Consider the following 13,973-nt stretch of genomic DNA (forward strand, 5'->3'; position numbering starts at 1 on the left):
CTATTTCCCAGAGCCTTCTTCGCAGGGGCTCAATCGGGTGTGAGCTGGGCCTTGACCACCACACCCTTCCACTTGGCGAGTTCCTGCTTCACCGTCAGGGCCAGTTGCTCGGGCGTGCTGGTGTCCACCACCGCGCCTTGCTCCTCGATGCGGCGCACCACGTCCTTGTCGGCCAGTGCGGTGTTCAAGGTCTTGTTGAGCAGGTCGATCACCGGGCGGGGCGTCTTGCCGGGCGCGAACAGGGCGTACCACTGGGTGATCTCCACACCCTTGATGCCTGCCTCCTCCAGCGTGGGCACATCGGGCAGCAGCGACGAGCGCTTGGGCCCGGCCAGCGCCAGGGCGCGCAGCTTGCCGCCCTTCACGTGCGGGTAGGCTGAGAACAGGCTGGGAAACATCACCTGCGTCTGCCCGGCCATGGTGTCGTTCATGGCGGGTGCTGCGCCCCGGTAGGGCACATGGGCCATCTGGGCGCCACTTTCGAGCTTGAAGATTTCCGCCGAGAAGTGTGGGGCCGTGCCGTTGCCGGCCGATGCGTAGTTGAAGTCGTGGGGCTTGGCCTTGCTCAGCGCCACCAGCTCGCTCACGGTCTTGGCGGGCACCTTGGGATTCACCACCATCAGCGTGGGCGAATAGCTCACCATACCGATGGGCTCGAACTGCGTGATGGGGTCGTAGCGCAGCTTCTGCAGCGCGGGGCTCATGCCGTGGGTGCCGATGTAGCCGAACAAGATGGTGTGCCCGTCGGGTGCCGCACGGGCCACGTATTCGGCCGCAATGGCGCCATTGGCCCCCGCCTTGTTCTCCACGATGACCTGCTGGCCCAGCAGGGTGGAGAGCTTGATGGCCACCACGCGTGCCATGCCGTCGTTGCCGCCCCCGGCGGCGGTGGGCACGACCAGCGTGATGGGCTTGTCGGGATAGGCCGCGTGGGCGGGACCGGCGGCCCAGAAGGCGCTGGACGCAAGCGCCAGCGCAGCCGTGGCCAGCGCCGTGCGGCGCGTGGTGGAGTGAATGGAACGGGTCATGGTTTGTCTCCTGTCGTAATGGTTGGAATCGTTGGAAGGGCGCTGCGCAAGCGGCGCCCTGAAGAGCGCTCAGTGCGCGGGGGCGCTTTCGGGCACGAACAGCGTGCCTTCCAGAATCTTTCGGGCGGTGCGTACCAGCGCGGCCTGCACCAGCTTGAACTGGCCATCCACCTCGCTGAGCTCCACCTCCACCTGGATGCGGCCTGCCGGGTGCTGCACTTCCACGCGGCGCAGCCCGGCGGCGGGTGCATGCCGTTCGTCGGTGGCCACGGTGCCCGGCAGTACCGAGGCCGCCGCCACGCCAATTGCGCCCGTCACGGCATGCGAGCGGTGGCACTGGTGGGGGGTGAAGTAGCGCGACACCACGCTGCCTGGTGATGTGCCCGGCGACACGATCACCGGCTTGGGCAGCACGCTGTGTGTCACATCGCCCATGCCCATGCGCTGGCCTGCTTCGAGGCGCAGGGCCTCGATGCGGGTGAGCAAGGCGGTGTTGGCGTCCAGCTCGGAAGGTGTCTCGTCGCCGCGCAGGCCCAGGTCGGCGGCGCGCAATAGCACCATTACCTGCGCCGCGTCGATGCAGGTGACCTGCAGGCCCTGGATGGTGTCGATGCGCTGGCCGGTGGGAAAGATCTGCCCGGTGACGGCGCCCCAGGCGTCCAGGAAGTTCATCAGCACGGGGGCTGCCGTGCCCTGCACGCCGTCGATGCGCACATCGCCGTCGTAGTGCACCTGGCCGCCCGCCGTGCACACCTGCACGTCGATGCGGGAGCGGGTGTTGACGTTGTAGACCCGCACGGTGGTGGTCTGGCCTTCGCGGTCTGCTGGGACCAGCCCCTGCTCGATGGCAAAGGGCCCCACACCGGCCAGCATGTTGCCGCAGTTGGGGCGTGTGTCCACGCGGGCCTCCTGCACGCTGACCTGGGCAAACAGGTAGTCCACATCGCAGTCGGGCTGCGTGGAGCGCGAGACGATGGCGACCTTGCTGGTCAGCGAGTTGCCGCCGCCCAGGCCGTCGATCTGCAGCTCATGGGGCGATCCCAGGGCCGCAATCAGCGTGCGGTCGCGGGCTTCGGGGTCGCGCGGCAGCCAGTCGGCCAGGAAGAACGGCCCCCGGGAAGTGCCGCCACGCATCAGAACGCAAGGAATGTTGGTGCTCATGGGTCGGCATGGTGCGACGCCTTCGATGATCTGTGAATTGCATTGTTGGCAACGATTGATGCATGCTGTGCAATAGGCTAACGCGGCTTGTACATGCTCCAATCACGGCCGTGAATTGCAATGTTCTGATCGTTTGATGCACGGCTTGCAACGCTGAAAACACCCCGAAGCGCACTGGAAGGACGCCGCGATGAACAACAAATTCGACCTTGCCGACATCCAGGCCTTTGCGGCCGTGGCCGAGCTGCAGAGCTTTCGTGCGGCCGCCGAGGCCATCCACCTGTCGCAGCCCGCTTTCAGCCGCCGCATCGACAAGCTCGAAGAAGCCCTGGGTGTGCGCCTGCTCGACCGCACCACGCGCCGCGTCACGCTCACGGCCGTAGGTCGCGACTTTGCGCGCAAGACCCGCGTGTGGCTGGATGACCTGGACGGCATGCTCATGGGCCTGGGCGATGTGGCCGCGCGGCGCATGGGCGAGGTCACGATTGCCTGCGTGCCGTCGGCCGTGTATTACTTCCTGCCTCAGGTGGTCAAGCGCTACCACGAGCGGTTTCCGAAGATCCGCGTCAAGGTGCACGACGCCAGCGCCAACGAGGTGCTGGTGGCCGTGGCGCAGGGCGATGCGGACTTCGGCCTGAACTTCATCGGCAGCCAGGAGGCCGAGATCGAGTTCAAACCCGTGCTGGCCGAGCGTTTTGTGGCCGCCTGCCGGCGCGACCATGTGCTGGCGCGCCGCAAGAAGGTGACCTGGGCCGAGCTGGGCCAGCACGACTTCATGTCGGTGGGCAAGACCTCGGGCAACCGCCTGCTGATGGACCTGGCGCTGGCCAACGTGCCCGACCGGCCCCAGTGCCTGTACGAGGCCAAGCACGTGACCACGCTGCTCGGCCTGGTGGAGGCGGGCCTGGGCGTGGCGGCCGTGCCCAGCCTGGCCATGCCGGGCAAGGACCACCCCACGCTGGTCAGCATTCCGCTGGTGGAGCCCATCGTCACGCGGCAGATGGGGCTGATCAAGCGCCGGGGCAAAACCCTGTCGCCTGCCGCGCAGCAGCTGTATGACCTGCTCGTGGCTACGCGTTCTGCGCGCCCGCGCAGTGCCCCGGCGGCATCAAAAATACAATCGGGGCAATGACTTCCCCTACCAAACAGCGCGTTGTCGTCGGCCTTTCCGGCGGCGTGGACTCGGCCGTGACCGCCTACCTGCTCAAAAAGCAGGGCCATGAGGTGGTCGGCATCTTCATGAAAAACTGGGAAGACGATGACGACAGCGAGTACTGCTCGTCCAACATCGACTTCGTGGATGCCGCCGCTGTGGCCGATGTGATCGGCATCGAGATCGAGCATGTGAACTTCGCGGCCGACTACAAAGACCGGGTGTTTGCCGAGTTCCTGCGCGAGTACCAGGCCGGCCGCACACCCAACCCCGATGTGCTGTGCAACGCCGAGATCAAGTTCAAGGCCTTCCTGGACCACGCGATGCGCCTGGGTGCGGAGAAGATCGCCACCGGCCACTATGCCCGCGTGCGACACAACCCGGCCACGGGCCTGCATGAATTGCTCAAGGGCCTGGACCCGAGCAAGGACCAGAGCTACTTTCTGCACCGCCTGAACCAGGCGCAGCTGTCCAAGACCCTTTTCCCCGTGGGTGAGCTGCACAAGACCGAAGTGCGCCGCATCGCCGAGGAGATCGGTCTGCCGAACGCCAAGAAGAAGGATTCCACCGGCATCTGCTTCATCGGTGAGCGGCCCTTCCGCGAGTTTCTGAACCGCTACATCAGCCATGCGCCCGGGCCCATTCTGGACGACCGGGGACGCAAGTTGGGCCAGCATGTGGGTCTGAGTTTCTACACGCTGGGCCAGCGCCAGGGCCTGGGCATTGGGGGCGTGAAGGAAAAAGGCGCCCAGCGCGGTGGCGGTGCGCACGAGCCCTGGTTCGTGGCCCGCAAGGACCTGGAGAAAAACACGCTGCGGGTGGTGCAAGGTCACGACCACCCCTGGCTGTTGTCGCACCGCCTGGTGGCGCAGGACGTGAGCTGGTGCGCTGGGCAGGCTCCGGCGCTCGGCGCCTACGCTGCCAAGACGCGCTACCGCCAGCAGGACGCAGCGTGCGCGCTGGAGACCGTGCCCGATGGCTTTGCGCTGCAGTTTCCGGACGCCCAATGGGCCGTGACGCCCGGGCAGAGCGCGGTGCTGTACGACGGTGATGTCTGCCTGGGCGGTGGCGTGATTGCTGCCGTGGAGGGGCTGCCGCAGCCCATCGGCCATGCGCCGGCGGTGCAGCCAGCCATGGCCCGTTGATGCTTCAAAATTAATAGCTGTCAGGGCAATGGAATCTAGCGCTTGCGCCTGATTTGTCTTGAAACTCTCTTTCCAGATGCAAAAAAGCCGGGGCGGTGATCGCTCCGGCTTTTTTGTGGGGCGGTGCCCTGGCGTGTCAGTCGTCGTTCGTGGCCAGGCTGATCAGGATGCGCAGCACGTACCAGAGCATGAGCGCAATCGATGCGAACAGGTGCAGCGCTGCGCCGGCGGGGCGGTCTGCAGGGTAGTCGTGGATGATGCGCGAGGTGTCGTACAGCACACAGGCGCCCGCAAACAGCACCATGAGCCCTGAGAACCAGATGCCCAGCTTGAAGCCGAAGATGGCGCCCGCGATGATGGTGCCCAGTGCCACCAGGCCCGCCACCTTCAGGATGCCGCCCAGGAACGAAAAGTCGGTCTTGCTGCTGAACGCCGTCCAGGTGAGCGCCGCCACCAGCAGCAGCGTGATGAAGGCGGCAGCGCCGATGGCGCCGGGCACCAAAAGCTGGGCAATGCCGAACATCGGGGCAAAGATGAGCCCTTCCGCCAGCACGTAGAGGCCCAGGCCCATCAGCTGTGTCTGAGGGTTGTCCGAGTTGTCGGCCAGGTGCGATGCCAGCCAGCCCACGAGCATGAAAGCGCCCATGACCCCCAGCCACAGGAATTTGCTACCGCTGGCCATGAGCATCTTGGCCGCGGCGGTGGAAAGTCCGCTCACCATCAGCACCGCCGACAGCACGACAAAGGCCAGAATGGCCACGCCCAGGTGCTTGTAGGTGGAGACGATGAAATCGCGCCGCTCCATCGGAGCGCCCGCAGGGGTTTGTGGCGAAAGTGCGTTGGGGTTCATGGTGTGGTCCTCCGTAGTGAGCGCGCAGGTTGGCGCAAACGATGGGAGGAGCGCGCCCCGGGCGCTGCCCCTCCCTCCCTCTCTCTTTTTATGGGGTATGGCCGTCAGGCGGCGGCCAGCTGGTGTGCTTCGTCGGCGGCGCGCAGCTTGCGGTTGGACCACACGCCTGCCGCTCCCACCAGCGTGAGCAAAATGGCAAAGATCCAGGTGCCTGCACCGCTGAAGGACTGCGCGGAAGAGGCGGCTTCGGCCTGCAGCCGCTGTTTGGTGGTGTCGTAGCTGATGACGGTCGCGCCGTCTGCCGAGACTTCATAGACCAGGTCGCTGTCGTTGCCATCGACCAAGGCGGTGACTTTTTCGTCGATCAGGTTGCCCACCAGCTGCTGCGGTGTGCTGTGGTCGATGCGCAGCTTGCGCGCCTCGGCACCAGCGGTGTCGGGCTGGACCGTGATTTCGTAGTACTTCTTGGTCGTACGACGCTTGCGCTTGACGGTGACTTCAGAGGCCTGCGTCACGGTACCGGACACGGTCTGCAGGCTTTCGCGCGCCACGTAGGCGTGGCCGTCTTCCGCCTTCCAGCCGCTGTACACCGACAGCCCGATGAGCCCCGGGCCCGCCAGCAGCAGGAGCCACGCGTAGCCAGTGACAAATATCAAAATCTTTCGGACGAACCCTGGCATCACAACCCTCTCTCTTTTCAGTTTGGAATATTGATTTTGGTAACTGCTGGCCGCCGGGTTTTGCACCTCTTTGGCGAGCCAGACCGCGATGATCTTTGATATTTCCGTATCGAATGTAAGGAATTGTTGGTTTGTCGCGGTGGTGCCGAACTGGACAAAACTGAGAAGCGGCGCCCGTGAGCGCCGTTGTAAAAGCCATCGCTCCATGGCCGCGCTGGCGCTTGTGAGTCGGGTGGGCTCCAGCACCTCCTGTTGCGAGTTGCTACGTTTTGACGCCCACAGGCGACGTTTTCCGTGGGGTTGGGCATGCCTTGCGCACAGGCAAAAAAAAGCCCACACCTTGCGGGTGCGGGCTGGGGACTGAGTCCGGTGCCAGAAGCTGTCAGAACGGAATGTCGTCGTCCATGTCGTCAAATCCGGAGGCCGCGCGCGGTGCCTGTGCCACAGGAGCGGGTGCAGGGCGCTGTGCGGGGGCGGCCATGGGGCGCGGCGCTGGCGCTGCACGGCGCGGGGCCTGGTCGTAGCCACCCTGGTCGCCACCGTAACCGTCGTCGTATCCACCGCCTTGCTGTCCGCCGCCCTGTCCGCCACCGCCCATGCCCTGGCGGCTGCCCAGCATCTGCATCTGGTCGGCGCGGATTTCGGTGCTGTACTTTTCAACGCCGCTCTGGTCGGTCCACTTGCGGGTGCGCAGGCTGCCCTCTACATACACCTGCGAGCCTTTGCGCAGGTACTGGCCGGCGATTTCGGCGAGGCGGCCGTTGAAGACCACGCGGTGCCATTCGGTGGCTTCCTTCATTTCGCCAGACTGCTTGTCTTTCCACTTGTCGGTGGTGGCAATCGTCACGTTGGCCACCTGATCGCCACTGGGGAAGGTGCGCATTTCAGGGTCGCGGCCCAGGTTGCCGACGATGATGACTTTGTTTACGGATGCCATGGTGCTGTCTTTGCCTTTAAGGGATAAAAGCGCCGGATTTGGAGAGAGATTCCAGGCGCCAAACGCTCCATTGTGCCGCAACCGGGGGGCAATGGAAGCCCTGACGGCGTGGCACGGCTTGGCGGTTCAGTGCCCGCCACGCCCCACGGGCCGCAGCGGCCAGGTCAGCACCAGCCACAGAGCCGTGAGCGCCGTGGTCACGGCAAACAGGCCTGGAGCCCCAGCCCATTTCACCAGCGCGCCACCCATCGCACCGCCCGCAAACAGGCCCAGAGACTGCAGGGTGTTGTAGCTGCCCAGCGCGGCGCCGCGTAGCTGGGCTGGCGCCATGCGCGACACCAGGCTGGGCTGGCTGGCCTCCAGCGCATTGAATCCGCAGAAAAAGACGAACAGCAAAGGCCCCAGCACCCACAGCGTGGCAGGCACACCGCTGGCCGCCAGCAGGCCCAGCCCCGCCTGCACCACCAGCACCAGGGCAATGGCTCCGAGCAGGGCTGCGCGCAGTCGGCCCGCACGCTCCAGCGCAAACAGCCCGCCCATGGCGGCAAACGACAGCACCACGGCAGGCAGGTACACCTGCCAGTGGTGGTCTTTGGTGAGTCCTGCCTGTACCAGCATCGCGGGCACGGCCACCCACATGGACAGCTGTACGGTGTGCAGCACAAACACGCCGAGGTTCAGGCGCAGCAGGTCAGGGTGTCCCCACACATCGGCCAGGCGGCCCCGGGGGGCGTTCCGATGCAGCGCAGGCTCTGGCGGCACCCACCACACCACCACGGCCACACCGGCCAGAGCCAGCGCACAGGTCAGGCCAAACAGCCCCGCCAGGCCGATATGGGCAGCCAACATCGGTGCCGCCACCAGCGCCACAGCAAACATCAGCCCGATGCTGCCGCCCACCAGCGCCATCGCCTTGGTGCGCACGCTGTCGCGTGTCTGGTCGGCCAGCAGCGCGGTCACGGCTGCCGACACAGCCCCTGCGCCCTGCAGCGCCCGGCCCAGCAGCAGTCCGGTCAGAGAATCCGCCAGCGCAGCCATCAGACTGCCGCCTGCGAAGACGAGCAGGCCGAGCACGATCACCCGCTTGCGCCCGAAGCGGTCGGAAGCGATGCCCAGCGGCAGCTGCAGGACTGCCTGCGTCAGGCCGTAGATACCCATGGCCAGACCCACCAGTGCAGGGTCGTCGCCACCGGGGTACTTGCGTGCCTCCAGGGCAAACACGGGCAGCACCAGGAACAGGCCCAGCATGCGTAGCGCAAAAATGAGGGCCAGGCTTACGCTGGAGCGACGCTCCAGCGCGGTCATTGCGGTGCCAAATGAAGGTGACGACAAGGGGGGCAGGGCAGCGCCCCGTAATGAAGAAGGAGATTCCGGCACGGTGGTGCCCTGTAGGGCAGATAAAGCGGGGATTTTCGCCCATGGCGCAGAAACCTGGATGCGACCTGGGCACCAAGCCATCTCGCCAAGGCAGGGCGGACAGGCGTTGTCAACTCAAATAGTCACAGCAGACGGCAGATTTTTTGCACACATTCCTGCGGCGTGATCTGCGCTGTTGCCAGCACAAGCTCTGGCGCCAGCGGGGGTTCATAGGGCGAATCAATGCCCGTGAACTGGCGAAGTTGCCCCGCCCGCGCTTTGCGGTACAGGCCCTTTGGATCGCGCTCCTCGGCAACAGCCAAGGGTACGTCCACGAATATCTCAAGAAAGTCCCCTGGCGAAAACAAAGCCCGGGCGGTCTCGCGCTCAGCGCGGAAGGGTGAAATAAACGCCACCACCACAATCACGCCAGCTTCGACAAACAGGCGGGCTACATGAGCAATGCGCCGGATATTCTCTGCCCGGTCGGCGTCGGAGAACCCCAGATCCTGATTCAACCCTTGACGGATATTGTCTCCGTCAAGGATGTAGGTGCGCTTGCCCTGGTGATGGAGTTCTAGCTCCAGCGCATTCGCGATGGTCGATTTTCCGGCACCCGATAGTCCGGTGAGCCACACGACCCGGCCCGCATGACCGCCTAGTTGCTCCCGTTCCGCGCGACTCACTGTGAGCACCTGTGAATGGAGATGAGGGGTGTGGGGGCTGGTCAGATGGGGCATTTTGGCGCTGGCGAAGATACTGGGCATGTAATGGTAATGGGGTGGCGGCACAGACGGTTTCACGCAGGCTTTGGTGAGCAAAGCTGTAGGGGTTGACCTATCATGGTCGGTTTCCCTGCTGTTTACTTCATTCCGTGACAGACTCTCACTCCCCCATTGATGCCCAAGCCGCCGACAGCGGCCTCTACCTCGCCCGCGCCCTGCGCGAGCAGCGCATCAGCATCCGGGGGGCGCGCACGCACAACCTCAAGAACATCGACCTGGACATACCGCGCAATCAGCTGGTGGTGATCACCGGGCTGTCGGGCTCGGGCAAGTCCAGTCTGGCGTTCGACACGCTGTATGCCGAGGGCCAGCGGCGCTATGTGGAGAGCCTGTCTGCCTATGCTCGGCAGTTTCTGGGGCGGCTGGACAAGCCGGATGTGGACCTGATCGAAGGCCTGTCGCCCGCCATCAGCATTGAGCAGAAGGCGACCAGCCACAACCCGCGCTCCACTGTGGGCACGGTGACCGAGATCCACGACTACCTGCGCCTGCTGTATGCCCGCGCTGGCACGCCGTTCTGCCCTGACCACGGTCTGCCGCTGGCCGCGCAGACGGTGAGCCAGATGGTGGACGCCGTGCTGGCGCTGCCTGAGGACACCAAGCTGATGATCCTCGCGCCCGTGGCGCGCGAGAAAAAGGGCGAGTTCACCGAGCTGTTTGCGCAGATGCAGGCGCTGGGCTACATCCGCTTTCGCGTGGATGGGCAGATCTACGAGCACGAGAACCTGCCGCCGCTCAAGAAGACCGAGAAGCACGACATTGACGTGGTGATCGACCGGGTGAAGGTGCGCGCTGACCTGCAGCAGCGCCTGGCCGAGAGCATTGAGGCGGCCCTGCGCGTGGGCGGCAACGAGGGCAATGGCCGCGTGCTGGCGCTGGAGATGGACACGGGCCAGGAGCACCTGTTCAGCAGCAAGTTTGCGTGTCCGGTGTGCAGCTACTCGCTGGCCGAGCTGGAGCCGCGCCTGTTCTCGTTCAACTCGCCGATGGGCGCCTGCCCGGCGTGCGACGGCATTGGCCAGCGCGAGGTGTTCGACCCGGCGCGTGTGGTGGCCTTCCCGTCCCTCAGCTTGGCCAGCGGGGCCATCAAGGGCTGGGACCGGCGCAATGGCTACTACTTTGCGATGCTGGAGAGCCTGGCGCGGCACTACACCTTCGATATCGAGGCGCCGTTTGAGTCACTGCCCGCGCCGGTGCAGCACGCCATCCTGCACGGCTCGGGCGATGAAGAAATCGCCTTCAGCTACATAATGGACAGCGGGGCCTCCAAGGGCAAGGTGCACACCAAAAAGCACCCGTTTGAAGGCATCCTGCCCAACATGGCGCGCCGCTACCGCGAGACGGATTCGGTGGTGGTGCGCGAAGACCTGGCACGCTTTCGCAGCACCCAGCCCTGCCCCGAATGCCACGGCGTTCGCCTGCGCCGCGAGGCCCGCCATGTGAAGGTGGGCGAAGGCACACAGGCCCGTGCCATCTACGAAGTGAGCCACGCCACGCTGAGCGACGCGCACGCGTGGTTCAGCGCCCTGCAGCTCACCGGCGCCAAGGCCGAGATCGCCGACAAGGTGGTGCGCGAGATCGCCACGCGCCTGCAGTTCCTGAACGACGTGGGCCTGAGCTACCTGAGCCTGGACCGCAGCGCCGAGACCCTCTCCGGGGGCGAGGCGCAGCGCATTCGCCTGGCCTCCCAAATTGGATCGGGCCTGACGGGCGTGATGTATGTGCTCGACGAGCCCAGCATCGGCCTGCACCAGCGCGACAACGACCGGTTGATTGCCACGCTGCAGCACCTGCGCGACATCGGCAACAGCGTGATCGTGGTCGAACACGACGAAGACATGATGCGCGCCGCCGACCATGTGATCGACATGGGCCCCGGCGCGGGCGTGCACGGCGGGCGGGTGATGGCGCAGGGCTCGTACGACGAAGTGCGCGCCAATGCGCAGTCGCTCACGGGCCAGTACCTGTCGGGCACGCGCACCATTGCCGTGCCCCAGCGCCGCACGCCTTGGTTGCCGGTGCTGGACCAGCCTGCGCCCGTGGTGGAGGCCAAAGCCAAATCGCGCTTTCCGCAGACCGAGGCGAGCAAGCGCCGCGCCGAGCGCATGGCCGAGCACCATGCGCGCCAGGGCGCCGTGCAGGCGCTGCGGGTGGTGGGTGCCACGGGCAACAATTTGAAGGGCGTGACGGTGGACTTCCCGGTGGGGCTGCTCACCTGCGTGACGGGCGTGTCGGGCTCGGGCAAAAGCACTTTGGTCAACGACACGCTCTATGCCGCCGTGGCGCGGCAGGTGCACCGTGCGCACGAAGAGCCGGCCGAGCACGAAGAGATCGTGGGCATCGAGTATTTCGACAAGGTCATCAACGTCGACCAGAGCCCCATTGGCCGCACGCCGCGCAGCAACCCGGCGACCTACACGGGCCTGTTTACCCCCATCCGCGAGCTGATGGCCGAGACCAACACCGCCAAGGAACGCGGCTACGGCCCGGGGCGCTTCAGCTTCAACGTGTCGCAGTCATCGGGCGGCGGCCGCTGCGAGGCCTGCCAGGGCGACGGCGTGGTGAAGGTGGAGATGCACTTTCTGCCCGACGTGTACGTGCCCTGCGACATCTGCCACGGCCAGCGCTACAACCGCGAGACGCTGGAAGTGCTGTGGAAGGGCAAGAACATCGCCCAGATCCTGGAACTGACGGTGGAAGACGCTGCGGCGTACTTCAAGGACGTGCCCACCATCGCACGCAAGCTGCAGACGCTGCTGGATGTGGGCTTGAGCTATATCCGCCTGGGCCAGGCCGCCACCACGCTCTCGGGCGGCGAGGCGCAGCGGGTGAAGCTGGCGCAGGAGCTGAGCAAGCGCGACACCGGCCGCACGCTCTACATCCTGGACGAGCCCACCACCGGCCTGCACTTTGCCGACATCGACCTGCTGCTCAAGGTGCTGCACCAGTTGCGCGACGCGGGCAACACCATCGTCATCATCGAGCACAACCTGGACGTGATCAAAACCGCCGACTGGCTCATCGACATGGGGCCCGAGGGCGGTGCCGGCGGCGGCACCGTGGTGGGCGTGGGCACGCCCGAGGAGCTGGCGGCCAACCCGGCCAGCCATACGGGGCGGTATCTGGCGCCTTACTTGAAAAAATCGCCCGCCTGAGCCCTGTTGCCCGTCAGGGCGTCTTGCTCATAAACGCCACGGTCAGCCCCTTGGCCGTCACGGTGATGGGTCCTGGCTGCAGGCCCAGGCCGTCAAACACCGCCGTGTCTTGCGGGCGCAGTTGGTGCAAAGTGACCTCGCGCAGCGACTGTTCGGCCAGCAGCGGGCCGTAGGCATTGAGCAGTTCGGTCACCGCCGGGCGCAGGCTGGGAAACTCCATGCGCCCCAGCTGGATCTGGTGGGCGCGCAGCGTGCGGTCGCTGGCCTCGTAGCGCAGCGCAAACTCCACCTCCAGGCTGCCCTGGTGGCTGCGCCGCAGCGCCGGGCCGGCCACATCCAGCGCCATGGCTGCGCCCAGCCGGTTCACTTCGGGCAGCAGGCGCAGGTGGGGCGCCTGCACGCTCAGGTTGAACAGGCCTTGTACCGGCACGTTGCGCGGAAACTTGGGGTCCACCATGGCCTGCAGTTGGGCCAGGGGCACGGTGTAGCTGGGCTGTGCCAGCGCGCCCCGCGCCACCAGCAGCACCGCGCCGCCCAGAGCGAGGCCCCGGGTGGCGTGGGTCAGGAATCGTCGGCGATGCAGCATGGGTGCTTTCCGTCAAAACCGTTGTGACACCGCGGTAGCAAAAAGGTGCCCAAGGCTTGCTGCAGGCGTTGTTACCAGAAGTTTGTGGATTTTGGGGCGATAGCGCTAGTGCTATATGCCTTGGGTGCTATCAAAATAGTTGCATTTACACGTGGGCTGAGGGATGGCGGTGGCGGGGCTCGGCCGCCACCGGTGTGACCTGCGCCGCGCTCAGCGCCCCACGACCGACCAGCCCGCCCGCTGGTTGTTCTTGTCGTTCTCGTACTCCCACGCGGTGCCGCAGCGGTCGCACACGTAGCGGGTGATGGTGACGGTGCCGTCCTCACGGTCTTCCTTGCGGTTGCCGCGCTGCACCAGCTCGGCATGGCCCGGCGCCTTGCGCCAGTTGCGCTGAATGCCCTGGCAGGGCTCGCACAGGGCCATGGGTTTGAGTTCGTTCTGTCGGGCCAGGTCTTTGGTCATGGGGTGGCAGCCGTTGTGGCTGGTATGTGGGTGGGTTTGTGTGTGCGGGGCGGCTACTGTAAGGCACCCGCAGGTGCAGGGGCACAGCGCTGTGGTTTCATTTCAAGCCAAATTGACCTCTGGCGCTTGATTGATAAGCGCAACCAGCTATCAAATCAGGACTGATCCCTCAGGCGGGCCGCCAAGGCCTTGGCCATGCGCGCGTTGTGCAGCACCACGCCCGCACGCTCCACCTGCTGGCGCGCTTCCACCACGAAGCCCTGGGCGGCAAAAAAGGACTCGGCGCTCAGGCTGACGTGTGCGTGCAACTGGGTGATGCCGCGCTGCGCCGCTTGCGCGTGAATGTGCGCCATCAGCGCCCGGGCCACGCCCTGTCGTGCGAACGCCGGGGCCACAAAGAACATGTCGATATAGCCGTTGGCCTGCAGGTCGGCAAACCCGGCGATGGCTCCACCTTCCTGTGCCTGCGCGATGAAGGGCTGGTTGGCACGCATGCGCTCTGCCCACTGTGGGGCGTCATGGTGCAGTGGAGCCCAGGCGGCGAGTTGTTCGGCGGTGTAGTTCTTGCAACCCAACCCATGCACCGAGGCATGGAAAACTGCGCGCAATGCAGGTTCGTCGCCGGGGCGGAAGTTACGGATGTGGACGGACAGCATGGCGGGCAAGCGGCTCAGA

Annotated in this window: 13 protein-coding genes; 3 read left to right on the plus strand and 10 right to left on the minus strand. The window is 65.5% G+C overall.

From position 1 onward, the window contains the following. Positions 1-29: 29 nt before the first annotated feature. Positions 30-1,028 (minus strand): Bug family tripartite tricarboxylate transporter substrate binding protein, encoded by a 999-nt coding sequence (locus tag ATF69_RS23235; RefSeq protein WP_146870534.1) that lies wholly within the window; start codon positions 1,026-1,028, stop codon positions 30-32. Positions 1,029-1,097: 69 nt separating this feature from the next. After that, positions 1,098-2,189, minus strand: a complete 1,092-nt coding sequence (locus ATF69_RS23240) for a 4-oxalomesaconate tautomerase (protein ID WP_146870535.1) — start codon at positions 2,187-2,189, stop codon at positions 1,098-1,100. A gap of 190 nt (positions 2,190-2,379) precedes the next feature. Here ATF69_RS23240 and ATF69_RS08135 point away from each other — a divergent pair, with 190 nt between their 5' ends. Further along, a complete protein-coding gene (locus ATF69_RS08135; protein WP_108499773.1) occupies positions 2,380-3,321 on the plus strand; it encodes a LysR family transcriptional regulator in 942 nt (313 codons plus the stop codon). Continuing rightward, entirely contained in the window at positions 3,318-4,487 is a 1,170-nt protein-coding gene (mnmA, locus tag ATF69_RS08140; protein WP_146870536.1) for a tRNA 2-thiouridine(34) synthase MnmA, read from the plus strand. Before ATF69_RS08135 ends, mnmA begins: the two co-directional genes overlap by 4 nt. A gap of 136 nt (positions 4,488-4,623) precedes the next feature. On the opposite strand, the gene ATF69_RS08145 is transcribed toward mnmA, so the two are convergent. The 5 genes from ATF69_RS08145 to cysC all read right to left on the minus strand — a co-directional run bounded on the left by ATF69_RS08145 (position 4,624) and on the right by cysC (position 9,050). After that, positions 4,624-5,337, minus strand: coding sequence for a Bax inhibitor-1/YccA family protein (locus ATF69_RS08145; RefSeq protein WP_056056682.1), 714 nt, complete (start codon positions 5,335-5,337; stop codon positions 4,624-4,626). Positions 5,338-5,441: 104 nt separating this feature from the next. Then, on the minus strand, positions 5,442-6,017 hold the full coding sequence (locus ATF69_RS08150; RefSeq protein ID WP_146870537.1) for a hypothetical protein: 576 nt from the start codon (positions 6,015-6,017) through the stop codon (positions 5,442-5,444). Positions 6,018-6,399: 382 nt separating this feature from the next. Next, positions 6,400-6,954: a single-stranded DNA-binding protein gene (gene ssb, locus ATF69_RS08155; protein WP_056056677.1), complete on the minus strand. Its 555-nt coding sequence runs from the start codon at positions 6,952-6,954 to the stop codon at positions 6,400-6,402. A gap of 126 nt (positions 6,955-7,080) precedes the next feature. Further along, positions 7,081-8,259, minus strand: coding sequence for an MFS transporter (locus ATF69_RS08160; RefSeq protein ID WP_056742744.1), 1,179 nt, complete (start codon positions 8,257-8,259; stop codon positions 7,081-7,083). Between the two features lie 194 nt (positions 8,260-8,453). Next, positions 8,454-9,050: an adenylyl-sulfate kinase gene (gene cysC, locus ATF69_RS08165; protein ID WP_146870749.1), complete on the minus strand. Its 597-nt coding sequence runs from the start codon at positions 9,048-9,050 to the stop codon at positions 8,454-8,456. Between the two features lie 134 nt (positions 9,051-9,184). On the opposite strand from cysC, the gene uvrA reads away from it, so the two are divergent. Then, the gene (gene uvrA / locus ATF69_RS08170; protein WP_146870538.1) at positions 9,185-12,250 is read left to right on the plus strand and encodes an excinuclease ABC subunit UvrA; all 3,066 of its coding nucleotides are present in this window, start codon (positions 9,185-9,187) and stop codon (positions 12,248-12,250) included. Positions 12,251-12,263: 13 nt separating this feature from the next. Here uvrA and ATF69_RS08175 read toward each other — a convergent pair whose 3' ends face one another. From ATF69_RS08175 to ATF69_RS08185, 3 genes are all read right to left on the minus strand, one after another. Then, a complete protein-coding gene (locus ATF69_RS08175) occupies positions 12,264-12,836 on the minus strand; it encodes a DUF1439 domain-containing protein (protein ID WP_146870539.1) in 573 nt (190 codons plus the stop codon). A gap of 210 nt (positions 12,837-13,046) precedes the next feature. After that, a complete protein-coding gene (locus ATF69_RS08180) occupies positions 13,047-13,298 on the minus strand; it encodes a hypothetical protein (protein ID WP_056056666.1) in 252 nt (83 codons plus the stop codon). Positions 13,299-13,453: 155 nt separating this feature from the next. Next, a complete protein-coding gene (locus ATF69_RS08185) occupies positions 13,454-13,954 on the minus strand; it encodes a GNAT family N-acetyltransferase (protein ID WP_146870540.1) in 501 nt (166 codons plus the stop codon). Positions 13,955-13,973: the final 19 nt, after the last annotated feature.

Source organism: Acidovorax delafieldii, from assembly GCF_007993815.1.
Classification (GTDB): Bacteria; Pseudomonadota; Gammaproteobacteria; order Burkholderiales; family Burkholderiaceae_C; genus Acidovorax; species Acidovorax delafieldii.

Excerpts from the sequence above, each read along its gene's own strand:
- ATF69_RS08135 (WP_108499773.1), top strand. The coding sequence starts at position 2,380 with ATGAACAACAAATTCGACCTTGCCGACATCCAGGCCTTTGCGGCCGTG.
- ATF69_RS08145 (WP_056056682.1), bottom strand. The coding sequence starts at position 5,337 with ATGAACCCCAACGCACTTTCGCCACAAACCCCTGCGGGCGCTCCGATG.
- ATF69_RS08185 (WP_146870540.1), bottom strand. The coding sequence starts at position 13,954 with ATGCTGTCCGTCCACATCCGTAACTTCCGCCCCGGCGACGAACCTGCA.
- ATF69_RS23235 (WP_146870534.1), bottom strand. The coding sequence starts at position 1,028 with ATGACCCGTTCCATTCACTCCACCACGCGCCGCACGGCGCTGGCCACG.
- ATF69_RS08150 (WP_146870537.1), bottom strand. The coding sequence starts at position 6,017 with ATGCCAGGGTTCGTCCGAAAGATTTTGATATTTGTCACTGGCTACGCG.
- ATF69_RS08175 (WP_146870539.1), bottom strand. The coding sequence starts at position 12,836 with ATGCTGCATCGCCGACGATTCCTGACCCACGCCACCCGGGGCCTCGCT.
- ATF69_RS08180 (WP_056056666.1), bottom strand. The coding sequence starts at position 13,298 with ATGACCAAAGACCTGGCCCGACAGAACGAACTCAAACCCATGGCCCTG.
- ATF69_RS23240 (WP_146870535.1), bottom strand. The coding sequence starts at position 2,189 with ATGAGCACCAACATTCCTTGCGTTCTGATGCGTGGCGGCACTTCCCGG.
- mnmA (WP_146870536.1), top strand. The coding sequence starts at position 3,318 with ATGACTTCCCCTACCAAACAGCGCGTTGTCGTCGGCCTTTCCGGCGGC.
- ATF69_RS08160 (WP_056742744.1), bottom strand. The coding sequence starts at position 8,259 with ATGACCGCGCTGGAGCGTCGCTCCAGCGTAAGCCTGGCCCTCATTTTT.
- ssb (WP_056056677.1), bottom strand. The coding sequence starts at position 6,954 with ATGGCATCCGTAAACAAAGTCATCATCGTCGGCAACCTGGGCCGCGAC.
- cysC (WP_146870749.1), bottom strand. The coding sequence starts at position 9,050 with ATGCCCCATCTGACCAGCCCCCACACCCCTCATCTCCATTCACAGGTG.